General features: G+C 71.3%; 12 protein-coding genes, 1 tRNA gene and 1 pseudogene. 11 read left to right on the forward strand and 3 right to left on the reverse strand.

The window, feature by feature from the left end; translation table 11 throughout:
- On the forward strand, positions 1–1,299 hold the full coding sequence (locus J8403_RS27830) for a cation:proton antiporter (protein WP_211125567.1): 1,299 nt from the start codon (positions 1–3) through the stop codon (positions 1,297–1,299).
- Positions 1,300–1,357: 58 nt separating this feature from the next.
- Here the strand turns inward: J8403_RS27830 and J8403_RS27835 are convergent, their stop codons facing one another.
- A complete protein-coding gene (locus tag J8403_RS27835) occupies positions 1,358–2,470 on the reverse strand; it encodes a sporulation protein (RefSeq protein ID WP_211125568.1) in 1,113 nt (370 codons plus the stop codon).
- Between the two features lie 918 nt (positions 2,471–3,388).
- Between J8403_RS27835 and ctaD the strand changes: the two genes are divergently transcribed.
- A complete protein-coding gene (gene ctaD / locus J8403_RS27840) occupies positions 3,389–5,125 on the forward strand; it encodes an aa3-type cytochrome oxidase subunit I (protein ID WP_211125569.1) in 1,737 nt (578 codons plus the stop codon).
- A 177-nt stretch (positions 5,126–5,302) separates the two neighbouring features.
- The gene (locus tag J8403_RS27845; protein WP_211125570.1) at positions 5,303–5,992 is read left to right on the forward strand and encodes a siderophore-interacting protein; all 690 of its coding nucleotides are present in this window, start codon (positions 5,303–5,305) and stop codon (positions 5,990–5,992) included.
- A 126-nt stretch (positions 5,993–6,118) separates the two neighbouring features.
- Here J8403_RS27845 and J8403_RS27850 read toward each other — a convergent pair.
- Positions 6,119–6,191, reverse strand: a tRNA-Arg gene (locus J8403_RS27850).
- A gap of 382 nt (positions 6,192–6,573) precedes the next feature.
- Here J8403_RS27850 and J8403_RS27855 point away from each other — a divergent pair.
- From J8403_RS27855 to J8403_RS27885, 7 genes are all read left to right on the forward strand, one after another.
- Positions 6,574–8,184, forward strand: a complete 1,611-nt coding sequence (locus J8403_RS27855; RefSeq protein WP_211128453.1) for a dynamin family protein — start codon at positions 6,574–6,576, stop codon at positions 8,182–8,184.
- Between the two features lie 6 nt (positions 8,185–8,190).
- Positions 8,191–10,083, forward strand: a complete 1,893-nt coding sequence (locus J8403_RS27860; protein ID WP_211125571.1) for a GTPase — start codon at positions 8,191–8,193, stop codon at positions 10,081–10,083.
- A 137-nt stretch (positions 10,084–10,220) separates the two neighbouring features.
- The gene (locus tag J8403_RS27865; protein WP_211125572.1) at positions 10,221–10,727 is read left to right on the forward strand and encodes a single-stranded DNA-binding protein; all 507 of its coding nucleotides are present in this window, start codon (positions 10,221–10,223) and stop codon (positions 10,725–10,727) included.
- 215 nt (positions 10,728–10,942) lie between these two features.
- Positions 10,943–12,340 carry a Cys-Gln thioester bond-forming surface protein gene (locus tag J8403_RS27870; RefSeq protein WP_211125573.1) on the forward strand — a complete coding sequence of 466 codons (1,398 nt, stop codon included), beginning with the start codon at positions 10,943–10,945 and terminating at the stop codon, positions 12,338–12,340.
- A gap of 326 nt (positions 12,341–12,666) precedes the next feature.
- Positions 12,667–14,331: an energy-dependent translational throttle protein EttA gene (gene ettA, locus J8403_RS27875; RefSeq protein ID WP_211125574.1), complete on the forward strand. Its 1,665-nt coding sequence runs from the start codon at positions 12,667–12,669 to the stop codon at positions 14,329–14,331.
- Positions 14,332–14,335: 4 nt separating this feature from the next.
- Positions 14,336–14,824, forward strand: coding sequence for an acyl-CoA thioesterase (locus J8403_RS27880; protein ID WP_211125575.1), 489 nt, complete (start codon positions 14,336–14,338; stop codon positions 14,822–14,824).
- Positions 14,821–15,672 (forward strand): DUF8185 domain-containing protein, encoded by an 852-nt coding sequence (locus tag J8403_RS27885; protein WP_211125576.1) that lies wholly within the window; start codon positions 14,821–14,823, stop codon positions 15,670–15,672. The genes J8403_RS27880 and J8403_RS27885 overlap by 4 nt, the downstream gene beginning before the upstream one ends.
- A gap of 67 nt (positions 15,673–15,739) precedes the next feature.
- Here the strand turns inward: J8403_RS27885 and J8403_RS27890 are convergent, their stop codons facing one another.
- Positions 15,740–16,144, reverse strand: a complete 405-nt coding sequence (locus J8403_RS27890; RefSeq protein ID WP_211125577.1) for a globin — start codon at positions 16,142–16,144, stop codon at positions 15,740–15,742.
- A 149-nt stretch (positions 16,145–16,293) separates the two neighbouring features.
- Between J8403_RS27890 and J8403_RS43840 the strand changes: the two are divergent.
- A pseudogene (locus J8403_RS43840) lies at positions 16,294–16,464 on the forward strand (methyltransferase domain-containing protein); the annotation flags it as partial.
- Positions 16,465–16,586 lie beyond the last annotated feature (122 nt).

Raw genomic sequence — 16,586 nt, forward strand, 5'->3', positions numbered from 1 at the left:
ATGCATTCGTCTGCCGTCTTTCTGATCGAGTTCGGCGCGGTCATCCTGGGCCTGGGGCTGCTGGGGCGGCTGGCCGGACGGCTTCAGTTCTCCCCGATCCCGCTGTATCTGCTGGCCGGACTGGCCTTCGGCGAGGGCGGGCTGCTGCCGCTGGGGACCAGCGAGGAGTTCGTCGCGACCGGCGCCGAGATCGGCGTCATCCTCCTGCTGCTGATGCTCGGCCTGGAGTACACCGCCAGCGATCTGGTCAGCAATCTCAAGACCCAGTACCGGGCCGGGCTCGTCGACGCGGTGCTCAACGCGCTGCCGGGCGCCGTCATGGCCCTGCTGCTGGGATGGGGGCTGGTGGCCGCCGTGGTGCTGGCCGGCGTCACCTGGATCTCCTCCTCCGGCGTCATCGCCAAGGTCCTCGGCGATCTGGGCCGGCTCGGCAACCGCGAGACCCCGGTGATCCTGAGCATCCTGGTCCTCGAGGACCTGGCGATGGCCGTCTATCTGCCGATCGTCACCGCCCTGCTGGCCGGTGCGGGCCTGGCGGCGGGCAGCGTCACCCTGGCCATCGCCCTCGGTGTGGCCGGTCTGGTGCTGTTCCTGGCCGTCCGCTACGGCCGCCACATCTCCCGTTTCGTCTCCAGTGACGACCCCGAGAAGCTGCTGCTGGTGGTGCTCGGGCTGACGCTGCTGGTGGCGGGGATCGCCCAGCAGCTCCAGGTGTCGGCGGCCGTCGGTGCGTTCCTGGTGGGCATCGCCCTGTCCGGGGAGGTCGCCGAGGGCACCCATCACCTGCTCAGCCCGCTGCGAGATCTCTTCGCCGCCGTCTTCTTCGTCTTCTTCGGCTTGCACACGGATCCGGCCAGCATCCCCCCGGTGCTGCTGCCCGCCATGACGCTGGCCGTCCTCACCGCCAGTACGAAGATCGCCACCGGCTACTGGGCGGCGCGGCGGGCCGGCATCTCCGAACGGGGCCGCTGGCGGGCCGGCGGCACGCTGGTGGCCCGGGGCGAGTTCTCGATCGTCATCGCGGGACTCGCCGTCACCGCCGGTATCGAACCCTCGCTGGGACCGCTGGCCACGGCGTACGTGCTGATCCTGGTCGTCCTCGGCCCGCTCACCGCCCGCTGGACGGAGCCCGTCGCCCGGCGGGTCACGGCCCGGCTGGCGGCGCGCCGCGAGTCCGCTCCGGCGCCGGCGACGGCTGAGGGTGGGGGTGTGGCCGGGGCCGAGAACGGGGGCGATCGCGTGGCGGAGGAGCCGCGGGAGACGGTGGACGACCCCGATGCCGTGGGGCGCCGTTCCTAGCCGTTTACGGGTGGTGCACCGGAAGGGCCGTGGGGGATCCGCGGCCCTTCCGCGCGTCTCAGCCCTGGTCCGCTTCCCCGCGCCCCGGGTCCCTCACGTCTTTGAGGTCCCTCAAGTCCGCTAAGTCGTCTAAGTCTGCTAAATCCCCTAAGCCCTCTAAGCCCTCTAAGTTCCCTAACGCGTCGCCGAGCCCGGCCGCGACCATGCCGCCCGCGCCCCCGGCCGCCGTACCGGCCGTGATGCCCGAGGGGACCGCCCCGGCGCGGGGCGTGTGGGCGGTGCGCGCCTCGATGAGCGCCTGGATCCAGGAGTCGACCTCGGCGGTCCAGTCGCGATGATCGAGGTCCTCATGGCTCACGGTGTGGCGGCCGAGGGCGGCAGGGTCACCGGGGAGGCGCTTGCCGGGGGAGGACGGTCCGGCGAGGGACCCGCCGGAGAAGGGCCCGGCGGGGGAGGACTCGCCGGAGGAAGACCGGGCGGGGGAGGGCTCGCCAGGGGAGGGCGCGCCGGAGAAGGGCCGGCCGCGCTTGCCGGCCTCCAGGACGACCCCCATGCCGTCGGGGCCGGTGAGAAGGGTCAGCGCGAGCTCGTTCATGTCGTCGAGGTACCGCGGGCCGGGGGTGAGCTCGATCTCCTGGTGGAAGGGGAGCGTCTGCCCGGTGCCGGTGATATGGCCGAGCCGCAGATCGGCGGCGATGAGGCCGAAGCCGAGCCGCCCCAGCGCCCCCAGCACGGCTTCCTGGACCGGCAGCGGGCGCACGATCAGCGGTTCCGGATCGCCGTGGTCCGTAGCGCCCGCCGACGCGAGCTCGATCCGGATGCCCAGGACGATGCCCAGCGGCTGCCCGGAGAGCTCGGTGAGCGGGGTTTCCCACGGTATGTGCAGGGTGAACGGAACGTCTCTGTGCTCTCTCGTGTCGAGCCGGAACCCCCCGCTGAGCCGGAGGCGGTCGAAGACCACGCCGCCCGCGCGCTCCTCGCCGCCGTGCCCGGCCTCGACCCAGGCGACCAGCTCCAGTGCGAGGTGCTCGATATCGCGGGCCCGGCCGCCGCCCCGGAGGCGCACTTGCCCCCGCACCACCCCACCGGGGCGCACCGGCTCCCGGTCCAGGACCGTGTCCACGACGGGTCCGCCGACCCCGAGCGAGCCGAGCACTCGTTTGAACACCATCGCGGCGTCCACTCCTTCACTGTCACTGGGTTCGTTCTCTGTTCCGTGGGGGCATGCGTGGAACGAATGGGATGGTAAAGGGATTCCCATGTATGGCTTCTGGGCTGGCAAAACCGGCCGGGGATGGTGCGGCCCCGACCGCCGCCGTTCGCGACGGCCCAGCTCAGATGCCCTTCGGCGGGCCTCTCGTCCGGTCGAACGTTTTTCGGAATCCGTTCGGCCGGACCCGGTGCCACCCTTCCGGGTGACCCGGATCGGGCGGGAAAAACGGTCCGCTTCCACCAACGCCCGCCCGCGCAGAGCCATCTGATTGGGGCCTCCGGCCACGGGTAACCGGGGGTCGATCCTGGGCCCACGACGGGCGGGTGCCGTGCGGAGGGCGGAGTATGTCCGCAGAGGCATGTGCCCCGATGTGGGGCCGCCTGCGTGGGGCGCTGTGTAGGCCGCCTGGGGCGCCTGTTCATCCTCAATGCCGGAAGACAGGAGGAACCGATGTCACGTGTGCGTCGGGTGAGATCGGCGCTGCTCAGCGCCGCGGCGATCGTCGTGAGCGCGGGGATCCGGCGATGGCGGCACAGGCCGTCGCGGATGGCCCGGCTGGCCGAGGCCCGGAACGGCGGCCGATAGCAGACGGTCACCGTCAACCGGCCGCCCACGGACGTATGGGCCGAAGCGCTGCCGGAGCCGCTGGAGCGCTACGGGGACCGCGCTGCGCGAGGCGAAGTCCCGGCTGGAGGCGGGAAAGACGGCATGGACAAAGCCACAGCCATCAGGGCGGCACAGATAAATCCTCTACGGCGAGTCGGGTCCGAATCGCCGTCCCGCTTCGGGTAATGGTGGGCGAATCCATACAACGTATGCGTTGGCCGGTGCCGCCGGCTGCCCACATATGCATCCTGCCGAGGAGCGGACACGGACATGGCGACGACAACCAAGCCCGAATTTGAAGCTCCCCCCGAAACCACCAAACTCGGCAGCATCGTGGTCGACTGGCTCACCACCACGGACCATAAGAAAATCGGACACCTGTACTTGGTGACCGCGTTCGGTTTCTTTCTCATCGGCGGCCTTCTGGCGATGGTCATGCGGGCCGAACTCGCCCGGCCCGGACTGCAACTGGTCAGTCCGGAGCAGTACAACCAGGCTTTCACCCTGCACGGCACGCTGATGCTGCTGTTCTTCGCCACACCGGTCTTCGCCGGATTCGCCAACGAGGTCATGCCGCTGCAGATCGGCGCCCCGGATGTCGCCTTCCCCCGGCTGAACATGTTCTCGTACTGGCTCTTCGCCTTCGGCGGGCTGATCGTGATCGGTAGTCTGCTCACCCCCAGCGGCGCGGCCGACTTCGGCTGGACGGCCTATACGCCGCTCAGCAGCAAGACGCGCACACCCGGCGTGGGCGGTGACATGTGGGTGATGGGCCTCGCCCTCTCCGGCTTCGGGACGATCCTGGGCGCCGTCAACTTCATCACGACCATCGTGTGCATGCGCGCCCCGGGAATGACGATGTTCCGCCTGCCCATCTTCACCTGGAACATCCTCTTCACCTCGATCCTGGTGCTGCTCGCCTTCCCCGTCCTGGCGGCTGCCCTGCTGGTGCTGGAGGCGGACCGTAAATTCGGCGCGGTCGTCTTCGAGGGGGCCAACGGCGGACCGATCCTCTGGCAGCACCTCTTCTGGTTCTTCGGCCACCCCGAGGTCTACATCATCGCACTGCCGTTCTTCGGCATCATCACCGAAATCATTCCGGTGTTCTCCCGCAAGGTGGTCTTCGGCTATATCGGTCTGGTGGGCGCCACCATCGCCATCACCGGCCTCTCCGCGACGGTGTGGGCCCACCATATGTTCGCCACCGGAGCGGTGCTGCTGCCGTTCTTCTCCTTTATGACGTTCCTCATCGCGGTGCCCACCGGGGTGAAGTTCTTCAACTGGATCGGAACCATGTGGCGTGGCTCCCTCTCCTTCGAGACACCGATGCTGTGGTCCATCGGCTTCCTGGTCACCTTCCTCTTCGGCGGCCTGACCGGGGTGATCCTCGCCTCGCCCCCGATGGATTTCGAGGTCCACGACAGCTACTTCGTCGTCGCCCACTTCCACTACGTGGTCTTCGGCACGGTGGTCTTCGCGATGTTCGCCGGATTCTATTTCTGGTGGCCCAAGTTCACCGGCACGATGCTCGATGAGCGCCTCGGCAAGATCCACTTCTGGACCCTGTTCATCGGCTTCCACACGACCTTTCTGGTGCACCACTGGCTGGGCGCCACCGGCATGCCGCGCCGCTATGCCGACTATCTGGCCGCCGACGGCTTCACCACGCTGAACACGGTCTCCACCATCGGCTCCTTCCTCCTGGGCCTGTCCACCCTGCCGTTCCTCTACAACGTGTGGAAAACCGGGAAGTACGGAAAGCAGGTCGGGGTCGACGACCCCTGGGGATGGGGTCGCTCCCTGGAATGGGCCACCTCATGCCCGCCGCCCCGGCACAACTTCCTCACCCTGCCGAAGATCCGCTCCGAATCCCCGGCCTTCGACCTCCACCACCCCGAGGTCATCGCCCACGAGGTGACCACGTCCAGCAGGCCGCCCCTGTCCGGGGCGGGGCGCAGCGAGGGCGAGCCCGGCCCCGAAACGGGCACCGGACCCCACAAGGACTGACCCCCTCTCGGGACCGGGTCCGGAGGATCTCGGTTGCCGGCCCGGGCATCTCGATTGCCGGGCCGGGGCAAAGTCGCGCACTATCGCATCCAGCCGGAAACACGTACTATCGCGTCCGGCCGCCGGTGGCTGCGCAACTTCCCCCGCACGCACCTGAGTTCCCCGAGGAGCACCCCCATGCCCACGCTGCTGGATCCGGTCCTTGACCTGCTGATGCTCCGCGGCACCGTCACCGAGGCCGAGCCGATAGCCGCCCGTATGCGCCGGCTGCGCATCGAGGGCGACACCCTCGCCGGGCTCGACGTCCGCCCCGGACAGCAGGTGCGCGTCCTGGTCGGCTCCGGGCTGACCCGCCGTACGTACTCCGTGTGGCGCTACGACCCCTCCGGCGCCGTCGAGTTGTGCGTGCTGGACCACGCCGAAGCGGGGCCGGGGGCGCGCTGGGGCAGGAGCGTCCGGGTCGGCGAGCGGGTGCGGCTGGGCAAACCCGAGGGATCCTTCACGCTCCGTCCCGAGGCCGCCCACCACGTCTTCGTCGGGGAGGAGACGGCGTCCGTCCCCTTCGGCGCGATGCTCGCCGCACTGCCGCCCGAGGCGCGGGTCTCCGGCTGCGTGGAGACCGAAACGACCGCGGACCGCCTCCCGCTGCCCCACTCGGACCGCCTCAACTGGCTGACCAGAGGAGAGGCTTCACTCCCGGACGCGGTACGACACCTCGCCCCCGCACCGGGCGGGATCGCCTACGTCGCCGGTGAGGCCCGCACCGTGCAGCGAGTGCGCCAGGTGCTCGTCCGAGAGGCGGGCTGGGACCGCCGCGCGGTCCTCACCAAGCCCTTCTGGGCGCCGGGCAAGCGAGGCATGGAATAGGACAGCCGGCCCCCGCCCGCCCCTGGCCGCCGGGGCGCACGCCCGGGGCGGCGCCCCGGCCGTTGAAACCGCTCCGAACGGCGAGAAGACCCCCTTCGCTACGTGCGTAGAGAAGAGGGTCCAGTGCGCCCCCGGCAGGACTCGAACCTGCGGCCAAGCGCTTAGAAGGCGCCTGCTCTATCCACTGAGCTACGGGGGCCGGTGGTGGTCGCGGAGCTGCTGAGCCCCCGGTGCCTGCGGGGCCGCCGGGGCGGCCGTGGTGCGGGTGGCCGGGCTCGACGGACCGTGACCTTGCCGGGACAAGGATAGGGCTCCTTGCGCCTCGCCCCGGTTGCTTCACCTCCGTGGCACGTTGTGGAGGTTCGGTGAAGCGGTCTGATAATCGCAGGCAGGTCCGAAACTTGCATCGTTTTTCACGCCCCAGGGAACGGGTGTTGTGTACTCGTTATGCCCGCGCCCCTGTCGTCACGTCCGCCTCATGCCCCTTTTAGGGTGATCCGGGTGGGTCTCTTTGACGCGCACGAGTGACCATACGCTTCAAAAAGGCACCAAAAGCGTGCATTCTTCACCACGTGGCGATCTTGGACGTACGGCCCCGGCTGCTCGACGCGCTGACCTCACTGCGCGACCGTGTCGACGCCGCTCGGTTTCCGCTCCCCCTTCCCGGCGCCGACCGCGCTCGCCGCAGCCGAGCCGAGCTGCTCGCTCAACTGGACGACTACCTCGTGCCCCGGTTGCGCGCCCCCGAAGCGCCCCTGCTGGCGGTAATCGGGGGATCGACGGGGGCGGGCAAGTCGACCCTCGTCAATTCGCTGGTCGGCCGACGGGTCACCGAGGCCGGTGTGTTGCGGCCCACGACGCGTACGCCGGTGCTGGTGTGCCACCCCGACGACCACCCCTGGTTCGCCGGGCAGCGGGTGCTGCCGCGGCTCACCCGGGTGTGGGTGCCGGCGCAGGGGGAGCGGGCGGAGAGCGCGTACGACGAGGAGGGGCGGGCGCAGGAGGGGCCGGCGGCGCTGCGGGTGGAGACCGACCCGGGGCTGGCGCGGGGGCTCGCACTGCTCGACGCGCCCGACATCGACTCGCTGGTCGCGCGAAATCGCGATCTGGCCGCGGAATTGATCTGCGCCGCGGATATCTGGGTGCTCGTCACCACGGCCACCCGCTACGGCGATGCCGTCCCCTGGCATCTGCTGCGGACCGCGAAGGAGTATGACGTCACCCTCGTCACCGTCCTGGACCGGGTGCCGCACCAGGTGGCCGCCGAGGTCTCCCGGCAGTACGCCGCGCTCCTTACGGCGGCCGGGCTCGGCGATATCCCGCGCTTCACCATCCCCGAGCTCCCCGAGTCCGCGGGCGGCGGCAGTGGCCTGCTGCCGGCCACCGCCGTCGCCGCCCTGCGGTCCTGGCTCACCCAGCACGCACAGGATCCGTACGCCCGTACCGTCGCCGCCGCCCGCACGGCCGCCGGGACGCTCGCCTCGCTGAGCTCCCGGATGCCCGCGCTGGCGGGGGCCGCGGCGGCACAGCACGCGGCCGCGGTGCGGCTGGTCCAGCGGGTCGAGGGCGCGTACGGGGAGGCCGTGGAGCGGGTGCGGCGCGAGATCGCGCAGGGCGCGGCGCTCGCGGGCGGTGCGCTGACCCACTGGCACGGCCTGCCGCATGACAGCACCCCCGATGAGCTCCTTACGGCTCTCACCGACTCCCTGGCCACCCTGCTGCGCGGTGCGGCCGCCACCGCGGACGAGCGGGTCGCGGAGGCCGGCAGGCAGGACCCGGTCGCCCAGGCCGGGCTCGCTCCGTGCGACACGCCCGGCGCCGCCGAGCGGATCGGCGTGGCCGTACGGCACTGGCGGCGCTGTGCCGAGGAACTGGCCGAGGAGGAGGCCCGGGCCCGGATCGCCGAATACGGGGGCAGCTGTGCGCCGGAGGAGATCGCCGCCCTGCTCGCCGCGTCCCTGCTGGGTGGACGCCGCGCCCGTAAGGCGGGCGAGAAGCTCGCCGAGACCCTGGGCGCGCATGCGGCGCTGCGCCTGGGCGACCGCGGCGGACGGCTGCTCGACAGCTGTGTCACACGCGCCATGCGGGCGGAGCGCGACGGCAGGCTGGCTCCGCTGGACGCCCTGGACATGTCCCCGGAGCACCAGGTCGAGCTGATCGCCGCGCTGTCCGTACTGCAGAAGGAGAGGTGACCGACGGTGACGGCCACGGAGGGCAACGGCGGCAACGAGGGCGGCGGGGGAGACCGGGCGGCGGGGGGCCGCCACACCTGGGACGACGGCCTGATCGCCCGGCGCGCGCACCGCTGGACCGGAGGCCGCACCGGGGCCCGCCCAGTCCGCGCGGTGGACGAGGGGAGGCCGGAGGAGGCCGCGGCGGGCGTTCCCCACGCCACGGCGGGCTACTTCCCGGGGGAGGAGACCGCCCGGCGGTCCTTCGGCGGCCCTCCCTACGCCGTGTACCAGGCGGGTGTCCGCAGCTTCGCCACGGGCACCCTGCGGCCCCGTCTCGAGGCCCTGCGCCAGCTGGTCGGGCTGTCCCGGTCCCGGCTCGAGGGGCGCACGCTCGCCGGGGCCGCGCGGGTGCTGGACGAGGCGGACGCGCGGGGACGGCATCCTTACGGGCACACCGTGGTCGCCGTCGCCGGGGCCACCGGAAGCGGTAAGTCGACACTGTTCAACGCCCTCGCCGGAGCCCCCCTCTCCGAGGCCGGAATCCGCCGTCCGACCACCGCCACGCCCCTCGCCTGTGCCTGGACCGACCACGCCGACGGCCTGCTGGACCGGCTCGGCATCCCGGCGGTGGACCGGCGCAATCCGGGCTATCCGTATGACCCCGCGCTGCGCGGTCTCGTCCTCCTCGACCTGCCCGACCACGACTCGGCCGCCCCGGGCCACCGGGAGCGGGTGGACCGGCTGCTGGGGCTCGTCGACGCGGTGGTGTGGGTGGTGGACCCCGAGAAGTACGCGGACGCGGTCCTCCATGAGCGCTATCTGCGGCCGCTCGCCGGTTATGCGGAGGTGACCTTCGTCGTGCTCAACCAGGTGGACCGGCTCCCGGGCGAGGCCGCCGACCAGGTGCTGGACGATCTGCGGCGGCTGCTGGACGAGGACGGGCTCGCCCTCGGGGAGCACGGGGAGCCGGGGGCGGCCGTGCTGGCGCTGTCCGCGCTGACCGGCGAGGGCGTCGGGGAGCTGCGGGAGACGCTCGGGCGGCTCACGGCCGAGTGCGGGGCGGCCGAGCGCCGGCTGTCGGCCGATGTGGACGGCACGATGACGCGGCTGCGGCCGCAGTATGTGGCGGACAACGGGCCGGTCGGGCTCACCGAGCGGGCGCGGGCGGAGTTCGAGGACCGGCTGGCCGAGGCGGCGGGCGCGGCCGCGGCCGGACAGGCGGCGGAGCGCGCCTGGCTGAGGGACGCGGAGTGGCGGTGCGGAACGCCATGGGGTCGGATGCGGGCGAGGAAGGCCCGCGCTTCGGGCGGCTCCCGGACCTCGCGAACCCCCGGAGCCGGAGAGCGGATGGAGATCCCGGGCGCGCGGGCGCGCACGGTGGCGGCGGAGGCGGTCACGGCGCGCCCCGCGGTGGAAGAGGCGGTACGGACGCTCGGGGACCAGGCGACGGCCGGGCTGCCCGGCCCATGGGCGCAGGCCGTGCGGGAGGCGGCGGGGTGGGGCGGCAGGGGGCTGGCGGAGGCGGTCGACGAGGCGGTGGCGGCCGCGGCGGTGGACCGGCAGCCGGTCCGGCCCGTGTGGTGGTCGATGGTGGCGGCGGCTCAGGTGACCTTGCTGGTGCTGCAAGTGGTGGGGGTGCTGTGGCTGCTGGGAGCCACCGCCGGGGTGTTCGGCGGGCCGCAGTGGTGGATGCCGGCGCTGCTGGTGGGCGGTGCGGCGGTCGGCCCGGCGCTGGCGTGGGGCTCCCGGGTGGCGGCGCGAGGGCCCGCCCGGCGCCATGGCCGGTCGGTGGAGGGCCGGCTGCGGGAGGCGGCGGCCGAGTGCGGGGCCAGGCGGGTGCTGGAGCCGGTGGAGGCGGAGCTGGCGCGGTACGGGGAGGTACGGGCGCAGTACGTCATCGCGGCGGGCGACGCGTGACGGGCGGTCACCCGGGCGGGTGACCGAGTTGTCCACAACCGCGGGGTCGTGCACAGGGCCCGGCGCGGCCTCGCGATCCCGGGCAGCATGGTCCACGAACAGCACGACAGAGCCGGGAATCGATGGGGGAGCAGCCGGTGAACGAGAGCTGGGTGACCGTGGTGGGCAATGCCGCGACGCGGCCGGACTTCTGGGAGACGGCGGCGGGTGTCGCGGTGGCCCGGTTCCGGCTGGCGGTGACGGTGCGCCGGTGGGACCGGGGGCGGGAAGCGTGGGCGGACGCGTACACGAGTTTCTATACGGTCTGGACGTGGCGCACGCTCGCCGCGAATGTCGCCGGGTCGGTATCGCTCGGTGAACCCCTCGTTGTCCATGGGACGTTGAGGGTGCGGGAGCGCGAATGGGACCGGGAGCGAGAGCGGGAGAGGGGCCGGCCGGTTCAGGGAGAAGGGGGAGGCACGGCCGCGCCCGCGGCCCCGGGGGCGGATTCCGGCGGCGGCGCGAATCAGTCCAGGCGCTGGGTCACCGCGGAGATCGACGCGATGGCCGTCGGCCATGACCTCACGCGGGGTACATCCGCTTTTCGCCGGGTTTCACAGGCTAAACCGCTTCTAAACACACTGACCGGGACAACCTCCCCGTGAGCGGCCGCGAGCACGGGAGACTTGTCGATAAACCCAGCTCATATGGGATCTGAAGATTGATAACGATTCCGATTCGGATCGGTTGGGTCTAGGTATTGGCGGGGAACAGGCCCCGCTTTTCTCCCTAGGATCCGTGCGTGCCCAACGGGGGTTCCTGAGTTTTGAGTTCGCTGGCGAGGCGCACCAACTGACTGGTGCTCGCCCGGAGGGAAATCATGATTTCTGTTAGGAGGCGGGGCGCTGCCCGCCTTGCGGCCGCCGTGCTGGCGTCCGGTCTGGTCGCGGCGGGTGCGCTGTTCACCGCCGGTACCGCCGCCGCCGATGACGCGCCCCCGAGCCAGGGCGGCGCCACCGCCACGCTGGGCGGTCTCAAGACGTTCGACAAGGCCGTCATCCACGAGAACGGCAAGGACCAGCAGGTCGGCGCCGGCCTTTTCGAGATGTCGGTCGACAACGGCGGCTCCATCCAGACGTACTGCATTGATCTGCACAACCCGACGCAGAGCAAGGCCAAGTACGAGGAGAAGTCCTGGGCCGAGACGTCGCTGGCGAACAACCCCAACGCGGGCAAGATCAATTGGGTTCTGCAGAACTCCTACCCGCAGGTGAACGACCTCGGCGCGCTGGCGAAGACGGCCGGCACCGGTGCCCTCACCGAGAAGACCGCCGCCGCGGGTACGCAGGTCGCCATCTGGCGCTTCTCCGACAATGCGAAGGTCGACGCGGTCGACCCGCAGGCCGAGAAGCTGGCCGACTACCTCGAGAAGAGCGCCCAGAACCTCGAGGAGCCCAAGGCGTCGCTGAGCCTGGACCCGCCGGCCGTCTCCGGCAAGGCCGGTGAGCGTCTCGGCCCGGTCAAGGTCCACACCAACGCCGACAGCGTCACCCTGACCCCGGGCACCGAGGCCGGTGGCAGTGGCGTCAAGCTCGTCGACAAGAGCGGCAAGACCATCACCAGCGCCGCCGACGGCGGCGAGGTGTACTTCGACGTCCCGGAGGGCGCGGCGGACGGCTCCGCCACGCTGACCGCCCAGGCCGCCACCAAGGTTCCGGTGGGCCGCGCGTTCGCCAGCGCCACCAAGAGCCAGACCCAGATCCTGGCCGGGTCCAGCGAGAGCACCGTCTCCGCCACCGCCACCGCGAACTGGGCGAAGAAGGGCGCGGTCCCGGCGGTCTCCGCCGAGAAGGACTGCGCCAAGGGCGGCGTGGACATCACCGCCAGCAACAAGGGCGACGAGGCGTTCACCTTCGAGCTGCTGGGCCAGAAGTACACCGTCGAGGCGGGTCAGTCGAAGACCGTCACCGCCCCGGTGAAGGAGGACCAGAGCTACAAGTTCAGCATCACCGGTCCGAACGGCTTCGAGAAGACCTTCTCCGGCGTTCTCGACTGCAAGACCGCCAGCAGCGGCGGCGGCAGCGACACCCCCTCCTCGCAGCCGAGCGCCGCGTCGGCCGGTGGCAGCACCGGCGGTGACACCTCCGGCGGCGACCTGGCCGAGACCGGTAGCAGCAGCAACACCCCGATGATCGCGGGCATCGCCGTGGCGCTGGTCGTCGTCGGTGGTGGCGCGGTGTTCTTCGTCCGCAAGAAGAAGGCGCCCGCGGGTCAGTGAAACGCCCGGGCGGCGACGCCAGGGCAGCTGTGATCGCTGAGTGAAGCGAAGGTCACCGAGTGTGGTGACCGTCGAAAACGCGGTGATGGAGGGCCGGAGCCTCGCGGAGGTTCCGGCCCTTCGTGTCGCGGTGGCGGCGGATGCCGGGGTACGCGGGAGCCGCGGATGCCGGACTCACCCCGCACGCCGGACCAAACGGGTTTCCGCCTCGGGCTTGGCGTACGGCAAGATGGCTGTATCTACCCTCATGCGGTGGAGCTGCCACGGATACGGACCCCGCGGCGGAGCCGCACCTCGATACCTACCAGATTGCCGGACGGTTTCTCTTGGCTGAGTTCATCTACACCATGCGCAAGACGCGCAAGGCGCACGGCGACAAGGTGATCCTCGACGACGTCACGCTGAGCTTTCTGCCCGGCGCGAAGATCGGTGTCGTGGGCCCCAACGGCGCCGGTAAGTCGACGGTGCTGAAGATCATGGCGGGCCTGGAGCAGCCGTCCAATGGTGACGCCTTCCTCTCCCCTGGCTACAGCGTCGGCATCCTGCTCCAGGAGCCCCCGCTGGATGAGTCCAAGACCGTGCTGGAGAACGTCCAGGACGGCGTGGCGGTGACCAAGGGCAAGCTGGACCGCTTCAACGAGATCGCCGAGCAGATGGCGACCGACTACAGCGACGAGCTGCTCGAGGAGATGGGCAAGCTCCAGGAGGACCTGGACCACGCCAACGCCTGGGACCTGGACGCCCAGCTCGAGCAGGCCATGGACGCCCTCGGCTGCCCGCCCGGCGACTGGCCGGTCACCACCCTCTCCGGTGGTGAGAAGCGCCGGGTCGCGCTCTGCAAGCTGCTGCTCGAGGCCCCCGACCTGCTGCTGCTGGACGAGCCCACCAACCACCTGGACGCCGAGTCCGTCAACTGGCTGGAGCAGCACCTCGCCAAGTACGCGGGCACCGTCGTGGCCATCACCCACGACCGGTACTTCCTGGACAACGTGGCGGAGTGGATCCTGGAGCTCGACCGCGGCCGCGCCATCGGTTACGAGGGCAACTACTCCACCTACCTGGAGAAGAAGCAGGCCCGGCTGAAGGTCGAGGGCCAGAAGGACGCCAAGCGCGCCAAGCGCCTCAAGGAGGAGCTGGACTGGGTCCGCTCCAACGCCAAGGGCCGCCAGGCCAAGTCCCGGGCCCGGCTGACCCGTTACGAGGAGATGGCCGCCGAGGCCGAGAAGACCCGGAAGCTGGACTTCGAGGAGATCCAGATCCCGCCGGGCCCGCGCCTGGGCAGCGTCGTGGTCGAGGTGGAGAACCTCTCCAAGGCGTTCGGCGAGAAGGTCCTCATCGACGACCTCTCCTTCACCCTCCCGCGTAACGGCATCGTCGGCGTCATCGGCCCCAACGGCGCCGGTAAGACCACGCTCTTCAAGATGATCCAGGGCCTGGAGACCGCCGACGCGGGCCGCATCAAGGTCGGCGAGACCGTCAAGATCTCCTACGTCGACCAGAGCCGCGCCAACATCGACCCCAAGAAGACGCTGTGGGCGGTCGTCTCCGACGAGCTCGACTACATCAACGTCGGCCAGGTCGAGATGCCGTCCCGCGCCTATGTCTCGGCGTTCGGCTTCAAGGGCCCGGACCAGCAGAAGCCGGCCGGGGTGCTCTCGGGCGGTGAGCGCAACCGCCTCAACCTCGCGCTCACCCTCAAGCAGGGCGGCAACCTGCTGCTCCTCGACGAGCCCACCAACGATCTCGACGTCGAGACCCTGTCCTCGCTGGAGAACGCGCTGCTCGACTTCCCGGGCTGCGCCGTGGTCGTCTCCCACGACCGCTGGTTCCTCGACCGCGTCGCCACGCACATCCTGGCGTACGAGGGCGAGTCCAAGTGGTTCTGGTTCGAGGGCAACTTCGAGTCGTACGAGAAGAACAAGGTCGAGCGGCTCGGCCCGGACGCGGCCCGTCCGCACCGCGCCACCTACAAGAAGCTCACCCGGGGCTGAGTGGATGGCACGCCATATCTACCCCTGTCCCCTGCGCTGGTCCGACATGGACGCGTTCGGCCACGTCAACAACGTGACCTTCCTCCGCTACCTGGAGGAGGCCCGGGTCGACTTCATGTGGCGGCTGGCGCCGGGGAACGGGAGTGACGCGTTCACCGGCGGCGTGGTCGTGGCCCGGCATGAGATCGACTATCTGAAGCCCCTCGTCCACCGGCACAGCCCGGTGACGATCGAGACCTGGGTGACGGAGATCAAGGCCGCGTATCTCACCCTGCGCTACGAGATCAAGGACGAGGACGCACTGTATGTGCGTGCCGCCACCCGCATCGTGCCCTACGACCTCGACCAGGGCCGTCCGCGCCGGGTCTCCCCGGAAGAGGAGAAGTTCCTCACCGAGTACCTGGAGCCGGACCCGGTGAAGAAGGGCTCCGGCAAGGCGTCCGCGAAGCCCGCCGGTGGGGCCGAGCGGTCGGAGGGGGCCGTCGCCGTATGACGGCCGCCGGCCAGGAGCTCCACTTCGCCGACGCCGGGGAGGCGGCCGATCTCGCCGCCTTCCTGGCCCGGCTGATCCACTACGACCGGGCGGCGGCGGTACGGCTGCAGGCGGGCGGCGGTGTGCTCGCCGTCTTCGGCCGGCCGCCGTCCTTCGAGGTCCTCGCGATCCGTACGGCGCGGCTCGAGGCGATCATCGGCACCGAGGCGGCCGAGGCGGCCGGGGGGACCGGGGAGGCCGGAGCGAGCGGGCCCGGCGTGCTGGATACGACGGTCTCGGCGGGCGAGCTCGGGGACGCGCTGGACACGGCGCGGGCCGGGCGGACCGCCGACGGGACCGAGGACCGCGACCGGGGCCTGGTGGTCACCGTGCCGCAGGCCGTCACCGGTCCGCCGTGGGCCGGGCTGCTGCCGCCGCGCGGCGGCTGGCGCCGGGTGAACGGCCTGCCGGGCGTGGACGAGGTGCGTGGGGCGGTCGCCGCCGCCGTCGCCGAGTTCCGGGCCCGCGACGCGGAACTCCCCGAGGAGCGCCGTACGCGCGCCGAGCGCGACCGCATCGGCCATGAGATCTGGTCCCGCACGCTAGGCGACACCGGGCTCCCGCTGCGCGCCGTGCATGCCGCCCAGTCGCTGGGCTTCCTGCGCCCGGTCCGGGCGGCGGCGCCGGCCGCCTCCGCCACCGGTGCCGGTGCCGGTGTCGGGGGCGGTGTGGCCACGGTCGCGCCCGACACCGCGGCCGAGCCGCTGGCGCTGCTCGCCGCGGGCGGCTGGCTGCGGCTGCGCACTCCGTACGGCTCGATCGCGGTGCGTACGTCGGGCCTCTCCGGCCTGTCCGTCACACCCGCCTGAGGCCGCCTGGGCCCGCCGGATCAGCCCTCTGGGCCCGCCGGGCCGGCCCTCGGGGCCTTTTACGGGGTCAGCCCTCCGTGTTGATCATGGAGGCGGCGGCGTAGGTGAGATAGTGCCACAGCTGGCCCTCGAGCTCCGGGGCCAGCTCCAGCTCGTCGACCGCGTCGCGCATATGGCGCAGCCAGGCGTCATGGGCGGCGCGGTTCACGGTGAAGGGGGCGTGGCGCATGCGCAGCCGCGGGTGGCCGCGGTTGTCGCTGTAGGTGCGGGGGCCGCCCCAGTACTGCATCAAGAAGAGTACGAGCCGTTCCTCGGCCGGTCCCAGGTCGTCCTCGGGGTACATCGGCCGGAGCAGCGGGTCTTCGGCGACCCCCTGGTAGAAGCGGTGGACCAGACGCCGGAAGGTCTGCTCGCCGCCGACCTGCTCGTAGAAGGTCTGCTCCTGAAGTGTGCCTCGCGGAATCTCTTTCACGCCTCCATGGTCTCAGACACCCCCGGCTGGAAAAGGGGGCGTGGGTCGCGGCCGAAGGGCGGGCGCAGGAGAGTGGAGTCATGGGCAGCACGGGCGGTGGCACACGCAGTGCGCCGGACGCCGTGGAGCGTGTGGCGCGGGGGAGGCGTATGGGCCGGGAGGCCGATGGGTGCGCCGAGGAGGCCGCGGCGGTACGGGCCGGGCTGGTCCGGGAGATCGTGGCGGGCGGCGGGCTCACGGACCCCGCCTGGCGGGCGGCCTTCGAGGAGGTGCCGCGACACCTTTTCGTGCCCTACTACTACGAGGCGGGGGAAGCGGGCACGGCGCCACGTACGGCGGGTGCGCCAGGGGCGGTAGGCGCGGCGGGGGAGGCGGGCGCGGCGGCGGGTACGGCAGGTGCGGCGGCTACGGCAGGCACGACAGGCACGGCGGGCGCGCCAGG

Source organism: Streptomyces yatensis, from assembly GCF_018069625.1.
Classification (GTDB): Bacteria; Actinomycetota; Actinomycetes; order Streptomycetales; family Streptomycetaceae; genus Streptomyces; species Streptomyces yatensis.